This is a genomic window from Alkalibacillus haloalkaliphilus C5 (assembly GCF_000269905.1).
Classification (GTDB): domain Bacteria; phylum Bacillota; class Bacilli; order Bacillales; family Alkalibacillaceae; genus Alkalibacillus; species Alkalibacillus haloalkaliphilus_A.
Map to the genome: position 1 here is coordinate 1 of NZ_AKIF01000086.1, position 12,510 is coordinate 12,510.

Here is a 12,510-nt window from a genome sequence, read left to right on the forward strand (position 1 = left end):
CCATCTGTCAATTGACAGATGGCAATATATTTACCCACCAACGTTATTTATTGTAGAGCCAAAAAAACCGACACTATTTAAAGTGTCGGTTTATGATTCATATAAAAATCTATGCTCTCGATACGTATTTTCCTTCTGATGTGCTAACTACAAGGCGTTCACCTTTATTAATAAAGAATGGTACTTGAACAGTGTAACCAGTTTCTAATGTTGCTGGCTTAGTTCCACCTGAAGCAGTGTCACCTTTAATACCTGGTTCAGTTTCAACAACTTCTAACTCTACGTTGTTCGGTAACTCAATCCCTAATGTATCGCCATCATAAATTAATACATATACTTGTAAGCCTTCAGTAAGGAAATTTAACTCAGTTTCAATTTTATGATCTGGGATTTCAATTTGGTCAAATGTCTCTGTATCCATAAATGTACGATTATCACCAGATTCGTATAAGTACTGCATTTGACGACGTTCTAAGTGAGCCTTATTAACTTTCTCACCAGCACGGAATGTCTTTTCTTGAATGTTACCATTTTCTAAATTTCGTAATTTTGAACGAACAAATGCTGACCCTTTTCCTGGTTTAACATGTTGGAATTCGATCACTTGCCAAATGGAACCTTCTAATTCAATTGTTAAACCTGTTTTAAAATCGTTTACTGAAATCATACTTAACTCCTCCTATATCCACAAAGCCTCTATAGCGTAATTAATTCTTTAGTCGAGAATGTTAAACGTTCATTACCGTTTTCGGCTACGACAGTATCGTCTTCAATTCTACAACCACCTACATCTGGAACATATATACCTGGTTCAACTGTTACAACCATGCCTGGCTCTAACACCTTGTCACTCTTAAATGATAATGATGGTCCTTCATGAACATCCATACCTAAGCCGTGGCCAGTCGAATGACCGAAATACTCACCATAACCTTGTTCTTTAATATAATCTCTTGTTAAGGCATCTGCTTCTTTACCTGTAATTCCAGCTTTAATGCCTTCCATTCCTTTTAACTGTGCTTGTAGGACAGTATTGTAAATCTCTTTCAATTCATCGCTGATTGGTCCAACAGCAAATGTTCTTGTCATATCAGAGCAATACCCTTTGTACAACGCACCGAAATCTAAAGTGACTAACTCACCTGATTGAATTTCTTTCTCAGAAGCAACACCATGCGGTAATGCTGAACGATAACCAGAGGCAACAATGATATCAAAAGAAGAAGATACAGCCCCTTGCTTTCGCATGAAAAATTCTAATTCATTGGAGACATCAATTTCTTTCACACCTGGTTTAATAAATGTTTGAATATGCTCAAATGCTGCATCAGCAATTTCAGCCGCTTCTTTTAAAATCTTAATTTCTGCATCAGTTTTAATTAAACGTAATTGTTCAACTAAACCTTCAACAGGAATAAATTCACTATTTAATGCTTTTTCGTATGTTTCATATGTTAAATAAGTCACATGGTTCTTTTCAAAACCTAAACGTTTAACGCCTAGTTTGTCTACTTGATTGGCAACTTCTTCTTGAATAGGACCTTTATGCTCAACAATCTCATAACCTTCTACTTGATCTTTCGCTTGTACAGTATAGCGAAAGTCTGTAATAAAGATTGCCTTCTCTTGAGTTAACAAAACAACACCCGCTGTACCTGTAAAACCTGTCATATAACGGCGGTTTTGTCCACTCGTAATTAACATTCCTTCAAGATCATGTTCTTGTAACTTCTCTCTTAAACGGCGAATTTTCTCCATTTTAACTCTCCCTTTCTTTTAAACTTTCGATCAAGGCAAATGCACCAATTATATAACTATTCGTACCAAACCCAACAACTTGCCCGGCTGCTACTGGAGCGATAAATGAGTGGTGACGAAAGGATTCTCGATTATGTATATTTGAAATATGAATCTCGACAACAGGGACATCCACTGCCTCTATCGCATCCCGAAGAGCTACACTTGTATGAGTGTATGCACCTGGATTTAAAAGAACCCCTTCATACTCTTCATTTGCCTTATGGATCCAATCAACCAATTCCCCTTCATGATTAGATTGAAAAGAGTCTAAGTGAAATGAAAAGGATTGGAGATATGCCCTTACTTCTTGTTCGACATGTTGTAAAGACTTTTGCCCATATTGATCCTTGTTTCGTTGGCCTAACAGATTCAAATTTGGGCCATTAAGCAATAAGAGCTTTCCCATAAAGCCTCTCTCCTTTTCATTCTCATTCCACTTATCAGTTTATCATATTTAGTTGTTTTGTGACACTTTTCTCATAACTCTTTGATCATGATGTTCATATGAAATGGTATAACCAATGAACACGCCATATAAAATAAACTGACTCATCGTCGTTGCGATTGTGTCCATGTTTAATGAAAATAAGTCAGGTACATAAGAGAATAGGGGGTTCATCAAACCGAATACAATAAACCACAGTGCAATACCATAAATCAGACCCGGCATCATCCCACGTAGCTTTTTAAATAATAAGTAATAAATGAGTGCGGGAAAAATACCAATAAACCCAGTAATAACAATACTTATTGATTCAGCGATCCAACCTGTAGTCCATTCACCATCAAAAAAGGAGCGAAAAATGAACGATGCATGGGACACATCAGAAAATGATAAAAAATAAGCCATTGAACCAATCAGCGCAAACAAAATACCACCTACTAATCCTGCGAACAATCCTTTCTTAAAAACTGATGATTCTTTTTCCACTAATAGACACCTCTTTTCACATAATTAGTCTGTACGATTTCAACATTTTCATTCGATGTGCTTTATTCATATTCATATTTTATGTCAAATGGGTGAGTATAAATATAGTTATACGTGGTATAATATAACTAGAATAGTGTATAGCTAGAACGGTATTAAATCTATTGAATGAAAGGAGCATTATATGCCAAAGGGGAAAGGCGCTGTCCTATTATACGTTATTGGTGGTTTAGCGATTATTGGAGTGTTTGGCCAATTAGTAATGAATCCTCTAGGTTTTCTTCAAAGCATTTTGATGATGTTAGGTTTTGCAGCTTTAATTGGTGCTCTCGTTTATTATTTTTTAATCCATCGCCGTAGGGCTCATGCAGTCGGGTCTGGTTATAAAAAAGCAGTTAAGCAGTCTAAACAAAAGTATGGAACGGTTGATCGTGGCATGCGCTACAATTCTCATATAGAAAAACCAAACAAAATTAATAGACGCCGTACACAAAGAAGTCATTTAAAAGTGATTAAAGGTAATAAAAAATAAGAGGTTGGGAAAGAACTAATTGTTAATAAACAAAACCCGAACGAAATCATATTTTGACTTCGTTCGGGTTTATCTTTTACCACCGCTCCATCAAAATGCTTCGCTTTCCGTGGGCGGCTAGTGAGCTTCCTCGTGCTACGCACTGCGGGGTCTCACCCAGGCCTTTGCTCCCACAGGAGTCTACGCATTTTGATTCCGCTAAGCGACTGTTTCACCTAATTTGTAAGGCTAATTGTTCGTATTCCCACCACATTCCAAACCTTTTGTCCCAGTCTCTTATTTCTATATTATAACCCACATTTTAATTGGGCTCCACAGTTTGTACACGTATTACATCCACCAACATCTTGTATATTACCTTTTCGACAGACTGGACACGTATCTCCTACTTCAGATCCAATTGTCACATTGGTGTTCTCTAACTCCTGGACTGTTTCCATCAAAACAACTTTTTGCTTCTCTTCCTCGAACAACTCTGTTTGCTCTGAGAATTCATTTTCTTCAGCTTTTAATGTTAAGACTTGTGTGTCACGGCTTCCATCAACGTATACCGTCCCACCTTTTGCACCACCTTTGTAAAGGCGCTGATAAACTTGTTCTACTTGATCGACACGATATCCTTTTGGAGCATTTACGGTCTTAGAAATTGAACTGTCCACCCAGCGTTGGATGACACATTGAGTATCCGCATGCGCTTCTGGATCTAAGTCCATTGCTGTTACAAACCATTCAGGTAACTCATTCTCGTCAGCACCAGGGTTACGTTCATAATAGTCTTGAGCTATGTCAGCCTTGACTTCAATAAACTTACCTAAACGACCACTACGATAGTACGTGAAGGAGAAATATGGTTCAAGACCTGTTGAAACACCGACCATTGTTCCAGTTGAACCAGTTGGGGCAACTGTTAACAAGTGACTGTTTCTAATTCCATAGTTCAAGACACCTTCGCGAATATCTTCAGGCATTTTTTGCATGTAGCCTGTATTAATAAACTGCTCTCGTAGCGCTTGCGTCTCTTCCTCTGTATCTCCTACTAAGAATGGGAAGCTACCTTTCTCTTTTGCGAGCTCGATTGATGTACGGTATGCAGTCGTTGCGATCGTCTCAAATATTTGATCAACTAGTTGATTTCCTTCTTGAGAACCATAAGCTGTCTCACAATAGATTAATAAATCATGCAATCCCATAACACCTAAGCCAACTCGTCGCTCGCCCAATGCTTGTTTACGATTTTCTTCTAAGAAATATGGTGTTGAGTCAATAACATTATCTTGCATTCTAACACCTGTTGCGACAGTTTGTTCTAACTTTTCAAAGTCTGGTTGTTTACGTTCATGGTCAGCAATTGTAGCTAAATTAACAGCTGCTAAATTACAAACAGAATATGGCACAAGGGGTTGTTCTCCGCAGGGGTTAGTAGCAACAACTTTTTGACCATACGCTTTTGCATTCGTTTCTTTATTTGCGTTATCAATAAAGAAAATTCCTGGTTCTGCTGAATACGTTGCACAAATATTAATCAAATTCCATAATTCTTTTGCTTTTATACGTTTATACACCCTTGTTGCGAATCCTAAATTTTCCCACTCACGAACATCTCCAACTTCGCTCCAATGTTCGTTATAATACGCCATTTCTTCTTCTGAATAACTTTCTACATCTGGGAAACGTAATGCATAGTCTTCGTCATTTTCAACTGCTTCCATGAACTCATCAGTAATACAAACTGAAATATTGGCTCCAGTTAAAAACTCTGGATTATGAACACTATAAGTTCCACCGTCACGTAATTTCTGTTCTGCTTCTCGAATGTTATCTTCTGTAAAACCACCGTGACCTTCAATATGTTTATAATTTGCTATTCCTTGATAAAGCTGGTGGTCTGAATTAGATAATGGAGTGAAGTTCAATTTGTCTTTTGCTTGCTGTTGAATCGTTTCATCATCAATGTTTTCGATTAAATATCTTAAAATACGTGGATTTTGCATTTTAGAAATAATAAATTCAATGATATCAGGATGCCAATCATTTAACATGATCATTTGCGCGCCACGTCTAGAGCCACCTTGTTCTACTAAGTGTGTCAGTTTCGCAATGTCATCTAACCACGACACCGAACCGGATGATTTACCATTAACACCACGTGCAAGAGCATTTCGTGGTCTTAAAGTAGAACCATTCGTTCCAACACCGCCACCACGTGACATAATCTCCATCACTTGTTTACGGTGATCGCTAATTCCTTCTCTTGAGTCTTTTACAAATGGCATGACATAGCAGTTAAAATAAGTTACATCAGTATTTGAGCCTGCACCATACAGCACTCTTCCTGCCGGGACGAAGTTTAATGCTGAAAGTTCTTGATAAAACTTCTCAAACCATTGTTGACGTTTCTCTTCAGTTTGCTCGACCTGTGACAGGCCAGTCGCATTACGTAACGCAATTTGTTCATAATAAATTTCTAATGGTTTATCAATAACGCTCAATGGCTTTTCTATTAAGCCTGTTTGCTGTGCATCTTCAGACTCCAATAAATGAACAAATTCTTCTTCGATTTTTACAATAGCTTGATCATCATTTAATGTTTCAATATATCCTGTTCCTCTTGCTGGAAATTTCGGGTCTTCTTTAATCGTTAATACGACAAAGTCCCCTACTTTTATAGTTTTCTTTTCAGTATCTTTAAATGCATAACGGTCTAACATAACAAGACGAGACACACCCTTATGAGTTGTGTTCATGTCTGGTGTAATGGGATGTACATGTGGAAACTGCTTTATATCTTGGTTCAACTGTTCTACGTTCAGTTGAACTTGTTTCTTTTTTACACCTTGCATTTCGTTACCTCCTTCACGTAAGATAGAATCGTACTAACATTTGTTAGTAATTAATCTATCTTTACAGTATCAAAACCTAATCAACAAATCAATATATAGTACTCTTATTTTTTAAATATCTCCATATATTGTGTTCTGTGCATATTGAGTAGTGAAAGTCAATAGATATATTCGTACTATTTATAGAATCTTTTCTCATACTAAAATAACTAGAATAACATGTTCTGTTCAGAAATAGAATAAGATAGAAAAAAATCTTTGAAACATAATACAAACACTCTTATAATAAATAGTGGACCTATTATAGAAAGAGGGGAAGCACGATGGATGCATTACTAATCATATTAGTAGCAGTTGCCGCATTGATTTTATTTGCTGTATTTAGAAATATGCGCATGCAAAAACATTTAACAACACTTACTGAAGAGCAATTTAAAGAAGGTTACCGTAAAGCACAATTAATTGATGTACGTGAACCGAAGGAATTTGATCGAGGTCATATTTTAGGTTCTCGTAATATACCACTTTCTCAAATGAAACAAAGAATGGGTGAAGTAAGAAAGGATCAACCTGTATACCTTTATTGCCAACGTGGTTCAAGATCAATGAAGGCTGCGAACTTACTTCGCAAAAATGGTTACGAAGGTCTACATCAGTTAAAAGGCGGGTTTAGTAAGTGGACCGGTAAAATTAAAGTGAAGAAAAAAGGATACTAAAATTAGTAAAGCATACCAGTCACAGCTGGTATGCTTTTTTTACATAATATACTCAGTTGGTAAGTTAATTAATGAATCGAATAATTAGCGAAAAGCTGCTATTTTAATAACAAAAGCAGTTCGGTTTAACATAACCGAACTGCTTTTCATTTTATTTAACAACTAGTCTTCACGATAAAAACGTAAGACAGGTTTTCTCGCTGCAGTCGTTTCATCCATACGATCAACCACTGTCGTGTGTGGTGCTTCTTGTACTTTTTCAGGATCTTCTTTAGCCTCGTTAGAAATTTGAATCATCGCATCAACGAATTCATCTAACGTTTCTTTTGCTTCAGTTTCTGTCGGCTCAACCATTAATGCTTCTTCAACATTTAATGGGAAGTAGATTGTTGGTGGATGATAACCAAAGTCTAACAGGCGTTTTGCCACATCTAACGTTCTAACCCCCATCTTCTTCTGGTTCTTACCAGATAGAACAAATTCATGTTTACAATGCTGACTAAATGGTAATTCGAATTCTTGTTCTAAACGTCTCATCATATAGTTCGCATTTAAAACGGCATTTTCACTAACCTGCTTTAAGCCGTCAGGTCCCATTGAGCGGATGTACGTATATGCACGTACGTTAATGCCAAAGTTACCGTAATAAGGCTTAATTCTGCCAATTGATTGTGGGTGATCATAATCAAAGTAGTATTCACCAGTATCACGTTTAGAGATTAACGGTTTTGGTAGATATGGGGCTAATTCTTCCGTTACACCTACTGGTCCAGATCCTGGTCCACCACCGCCGTGTGGTCCTGTAAATGTTTTGTGTAAGTTTAAGTGAACAACATCAAAGCCCATGTCACCAGGACGAGTGTAACCCATGATTGCGTTTAGGTTAGCGCCATCATAATATAAGCGTCCTCCTGCTTCGTGAACAATTTCAGCCATTTCTAAAATGTGCTCTTCAAACAGTCCTAAAGTGTTTGGATTCGTTAACATTAAAGCTGCTGTATTTTCATCTACAACACGCTTTAAATCTTCTAGGTCTACTAGCCCTTGGTCATTTGATTTAACGGTTACAGCTTCAAACCCAGCAACTGTTGCTGATGCTGGGTTAGTTCCGTGAGCTGAGTCTGGAACAATTACTTTAGTACGGTGATGATCACCATTTGCTTCATGGAATGCACGAATCATCATTAGACCCGTCCACTCACCTTGAGCACCAGCAGCTGATTGTAGCGTTACAGAATGCATACCTGTAATCTCACTTAATGACTTTTGCAAGTCATACATTAAAGCTAATGCACCTTGTACAGAGCTTTCCTCTTGATAAGGGTGAATCATGCTGAAACCTGGAATACGTGCAATATCCTCATTAATTTTTGGATTATACTTCATCGTACATGACCCTAATGGATAGAAACCTGAGTCTACACCATGGTTTCGTGTTGAAAGGGCTGTATAATGACGCATGATTTGTAGTTCACTTACTTCAGGTAAGTCCGGGTTTTCTTGACGAATATATTCATTAGAAAACTCTTCATCTAAGTTAATATCTTCTACATCTAGTTCAGGTAAGTGATAACCTTTACGTCCTTCTTGGCTCAATTCAAAAATCACTGGAAAATCTTGCTCTTTAGCCATTAGCCTCACCTACTTCCTTCACAAATTGGTCGATTTCTTCTTTTGAACGAACTTCTGTTACGGCAATTAGCATGTGCTGGTCATAACTGTCACTGTCACGCCCTAAGTCGTAACCACCAATATAGCCTTTTTGCAATAATTGTTCATTCACTTCTGAAACCGGCTTATTCAGCTTCACAATAAACTCGTTGAAAAATGGTCCATCATGTAAAGTTTCAAAACCAGCCGCTTCAAACGCTTTTTTCGCATAACGTGCTTTTTTCATATTTAACTCAGCCATTTCACGAACACCTTGTTTACCAAGAGCCGTCATCGCAACAGAAGATGCCAATGCGTTTAATGCTTGGTTTGAACAAATATTTGATGTCGCTTTATCACGACGAATATGCTGTTCACGTGCTTGTAATGTTAATACAAAACCGCGATGTCCATCTTCATCAACTGTTTGACCGACAAGACGACCTGGTACTTTACGCATTAACTTTTTCGTTGTTGCGAAATAACCACAATGTGGTCCACCGAATTGCGTCGGGATACCGAATACTTGCGTATCACCAACTACGATATCTGCACCGAACTCTCCAGGAGGTGTTAAGTAACCTAACGCAAGTGGATTACTCGAAACAATCATCATTGTCTTCTTTTGATCTTCTAACATCGTTTCAACTTCTTTTAACGGCTCAACCTGACCGAAAAAGTTTGGATACTGAATAACGACACTTGCTGTATCTTCATCTAGTTCAGACTTTAACTGCTCTAGGTCTGTTAAACCATTTTGATGATCAATTTCAACAATCTCTAAGTTAAAACCTTTTGCATACGTATAAATAACATCCATTGACTCAGGATGAATCGCTTTTGAAACAAGTACTTTTTTCTTCTTCGTTTGGCCCGCACTTAAGTTCACCGCTTCTGCTAAGGCAGTTCCACCATCATACATGGAAGAGTTTGCTACTTCCATTCCTGTCATTTCACAAACCATCGTTTGGAATTCAAAAATTGCCTGTAACTCACCTTGAGAAATTTCAGGCTGATAAGGTGTATACGCTGTATAAAATTCAGAACGAGAAATGACATGGTCTACAATAGAAGGAATGTAATGTTGGTAGACACCCGCACCTAAAAATGACGTATGAGATTTCGAGTGACTATTTTGTTCTGCTAACTCTGTTAACTCTTTAGTTAATTCATACTCTGATTTAGCTGGTTTTATATTCAATTCACCGTCAAAGCGGACTTTTTGTGGAATATCATTAAAAAGTTCTTCAGTTGAGTTTACACCAATTGTTTCTAACATATCTTTTCTGTCTTGATCTGTCATTGGAATATATCGATGTTGCATTAACCTCACCCCTTACTTTCTTTTATAAAATGGTGTTGGAACTACTTGAGCGTTAAGTATTCTCTTTCTCACTTTAACTTGTAATTCCTCACCCTCACTTGCATATTGAGTATCTACTAGTGCTAGACCTACATTTTTCCCTAATGTCGGTGACTGTGTACCCGAAGTGACAAAACCAACTTCCTCTTCACCTTTTAGCACTGGATAACCATTACGAGGAATCCCTTTATCAATCATTTCAATTCCTACTAATTTACGCTTTGGTCCATTTTCCTTCTGTTCTTTTAATACTTCTTTGCCAATGAAATCGACTTCTTTATTAACTTTTACAGCAAAACCAATCCCTGCTTCAACCGGTGTAATATCTTTTGTTAGCTCCTGACCATACAATGCTAGGTTCGCTTCAAATCTTAATGTATCACGTGCACCTAGACCAATTGCCTGTAATCCTTCGCTTTCACCAGCTTCTAGTATGGCGTTCCATAAATCCACACCAGATTCACGGTTAATATAAATTTCAAAACCGTCCTCACCAGTATAACCAGTGCGTGATACTAACGCCCCATCTTCTACTCCATTTACTTTCACATCATCTTTAAAACGGAAAAATTTAATAGCACTTAAATCATCTGAAGTGATCTTTTGTAAGATCGTTTGAGCATTTGGACCTTGTAGCGCTAATTGAACTAATTCCTCAGAAATATTGTTAATTTCGACATTACCTTCTTGATGTGCTACTAACCATTCATAATCTTTTTCAGTGTTAGCAGCATTAACTACAAGTAAGTAATCTTCTTCATCACGCCTATAAATTAAAAAATCGTCTACCGTACCACCATCTGGATAGCACATAGCTGTATATTGAGCTTGATTAATATTTATTTTACTTACATCATTTGTCACCATCTTTTGCAGAAAGGCTTCACTATCAGGGCCTGTCACTGTAACTTCACCCATATGTGAAACATCGAATAGACCTGCTTTTGCACGTGTTGCATGGTGCTCTTCTTTAATACCTGAAAATTGAACAGGAAGATCCCATCCACCAAAATCAATCGTTTTCGCACCCAATTTTTCATACTCTGGAAAAATTGGCGTTCTTTTAATTTCTCCCATTTAATGACCCCCTATTTTTAAAATTAAGATGATGTATCAGTGAAATGCTTTTTTAAAGCATTAAAAAAGAGAATACCAAATTAAGCTTCGGTATTCTCTCTGTCCTGACACCTGAAAGTTTCACACTACTTATGTAATGCTTACATCTTTGGTGGTTTATCAATTATCCGATAAACGCTCTCCAGAGGTGCGTCATACAAGAGTCTTTGTGCCTGAGAGATTCATACGTTACGTATTTGCTCCGTCGGCGTCACACTAGCTGTGAACTCTCCCCTTGTAATCATTCGCTCATAATATTCAATTTTTAAAGCATAATAAAACAATGAGATGTTACATTAAAATGCTACATAAAAATTGTTCAAAAAGTATGAATAAAAATCTACCTGTATTATACCACATCTCTAAATAAATGTGTAAGCGTCATCATAAAGTTTTAATAGTTAGGGGATCTCATATATGAAACCAATAGTTAATACTGATCATTTATATGAAGTCATTAACAATGTGCAAGACTATCAAAACAGTGACTGGGATACATTTAAAAAAGCCTATGAATTAAGTCAACTATCAATGACCAACAAAAATGAACTTAGTTCATTAAAGTATCTACCGAATCTTGAGCTTCTTCCCCATCAAAGGGAAGCTGTTGAGAAAGTCATTTTTCATATGCATGGTCGTGCTATTCTTGCCGATGAAGTTGGATTAGGTAAAACAATAGAAGCAGGTGTTATTTTAAAAGAGTTAATGATTAAAGGATTAGTCAAGAAAGTCTTAATTCTAGTCCCTTCTTCTCTAATTAGACAATGGGAATCTGAAATGAATTATACATTTTTCATTCCTGCAAGAGCTAAGCACCGTTCATACCCTTGGGAGGTCTATGACATAGTCATCTCTTCAATTGACCTTGCTAAAAAAGAACCACATGCTTCTACTTTAATTGAGCAAGAATTTGACTTATTAATTGTTGATGAAGCACATCGACTGAAAAATGCAGTTACGAAAAACTATCAATTCGTTAAACAACTAAAGTCAACTTACTGTTTATTACTTACAGCGACACCTATTCAAAATAAAATTGATGAAGTCTACCACTTAATGAAAATTGTACGTCCTGGATTATTAGGGGATAAAAGGATTTTCAAAGAAAAGGTGAAAAAGAGCAGCTATGATACGATTCAAACATTAATTAAGCAATCGATGGTCCGTTCAAGAAAAAGTGATGTTCAAGACACTTGGGCTACAAGAGAAATCAAAACCATTCAAGTTGATTTCACCGAGGAAGAACAGCATGTATATGAAGAGCTTCAACAACTTGAAACTTCTCACGCATTAACGAACTTGACTTTATCAAGAGAGTTTTGTTCTAGTCGTGAAGCTTGTTATTTATCAATGAAGAAACAAGAAAACCTTAAAGAATCACATATTATTGAGTTAATTGAACAACTACCAAATCATGCAAAAGCTTTAAGGACAATTGAATTGATTAATGAAGTTGATGATAAAGTCATTATTTTTACAGAATATAAATCAACGCAACTTTATTTACAATGGCTATGCCAACAAAACGGCATAAGCGCTGTACCATATAACGGTGATTTTAG

General features: G+C 36.8%; 11 protein-coding genes and 1 riboswitch. Of the genes, 3 read left to right on the forward strand and 8 right to left on the reverse strand.

Annotated elements, in window-relative coordinates:
- Positions 1–109: 109 nt before the first annotated feature.
- The 4 genes from efp to A194_RS18120 are packed head-to-tail and all read right to left on the reverse strand — an operon-like array spanning position 110 to position 2,731.
- Positions 110–667, reverse strand: a complete 558-nt coding sequence (gene efp, locus A194_RS0109920; RefSeq protein ID WP_017186696.1) for an elongation factor P — start codon at positions 665–667, stop codon at positions 110–112.
- 29 nt (positions 668–696) lie between these two features.
- The gene (locus tag A194_RS0109925; RefSeq protein ID WP_017186697.1) at positions 697–1,758 is read right to left on the reverse strand and encodes a M24 family metallopeptidase; all 1,062 of its coding nucleotides are present in this window, start codon (positions 1,756–1,758) and stop codon (positions 697–699) included.
- A 1-nt stretch (position 1,759) separates the two neighbouring features.
- A complete protein-coding gene (gene aroQ / locus A194_RS0109930; protein WP_017186698.1) occupies positions 1,760–2,206 on the reverse strand; it encodes a type II 3-dehydroquinate dehydratase in 447 nt (148 codons plus the stop codon).
- A 48-nt stretch (positions 2,207–2,254) separates the two neighbouring features.
- Positions 2,255–2,731 (reverse strand): YqhR family membrane protein, encoded by a 477-nt coding sequence (locus A194_RS18120; RefSeq protein ID WP_017186699.1) that lies wholly within the window; start codon positions 2,729–2,731, stop codon positions 2,255–2,257.
- 184 nt (positions 2,732–2,915) lie between these two features.
- Here A194_RS18120 and A194_RS0109940 point away from each other — a divergent pair, with 184 nt between their 5' ends.
- A complete protein-coding gene (locus tag A194_RS0109940; RefSeq protein ID WP_017186700.1) occupies positions 2,916–3,263 on the forward strand; it encodes an SA1362 family protein in 348 nt (115 codons plus the stop codon).
- A 287-nt stretch (positions 3,264–3,550) separates the two neighbouring features.
- Here the strand turns inward: A194_RS0109940 and A194_RS0109945 are convergent, their stop codons facing one another.
- A complete protein-coding gene (locus tag A194_RS0109945; protein WP_017186701.1) occupies positions 3,551–6,103 on the reverse strand; it encodes a vitamin B12-dependent ribonucleotide reductase in 2,553 nt (850 codons plus the stop codon).
- Between the two features lie 323 nt (positions 6,104–6,426).
- Between A194_RS0109945 and A194_RS0109950 the strand changes: the two genes are divergently transcribed.
- Entirely contained in the window at positions 6,427–6,819 is a 393-nt protein-coding gene (locus A194_RS0109950; RefSeq protein WP_017186702.1) for a rhodanese-like domain-containing protein, read from the forward strand.
- Positions 6,820–6,981: 162 nt separating this feature from the next.
- Here A194_RS0109950 and gcvPB read toward each other — a convergent pair whose 3' ends face one another.
- From gcvPB to gcvT, 3 genes are read right to left on the reverse strand one after another with little or no spacing between them, the layout of a single operon-like run.
- Positions 6,982–8,451: an aminomethyl-transferring glycine dehydrogenase subunit GcvPB gene (gene gcvPB, locus A194_RS0109955; RefSeq protein ID WP_017186703.1), complete on the reverse strand. Its 1,470-nt coding sequence runs from the start codon at positions 8,449–8,451 to the stop codon at positions 6,982–6,984.
- Positions 8,444–9,793: an aminomethyl-transferring glycine dehydrogenase subunit GcvPA gene (gene gcvPA, locus A194_RS0109960; RefSeq protein WP_017186704.1), complete on the reverse strand. Its 1,350-nt coding sequence runs from the start codon at positions 9,791–9,793 to the stop codon at positions 8,444–8,446. The genes gcvPB and gcvPA overlap by 8 nt, the downstream gene beginning before the upstream one ends.
- 12 nt (positions 9,794–9,805) lie before the next feature.
- Positions 9,806–10,909, reverse strand: a complete 1,104-nt coding sequence (gene gcvT / locus A194_RS0109965; RefSeq protein WP_017186705.1) for a glycine cleavage system aminomethyltransferase GcvT — start codon at positions 10,907–10,909, stop codon at positions 9,806–9,808.
- 190 nt (positions 10,910–11,099) lie between these two features.
- Positions 11,100–11,193: riboswitch (glycine riboswitch) on the reverse strand.
- A 172-nt stretch (positions 11,194–11,365) separates the two neighbouring features.
- On the opposite strand from gcvT, the gene A194_RS0109970 reads away from it, so the two are divergent.
- A partial coding sequence (locus tag A194_RS0109970; protein ID WP_017186706.1) for a DEAD/DEAH box helicase occupies positions 11,366–12,510 on the forward strand: 1,145 nt, incomplete at its 3' end.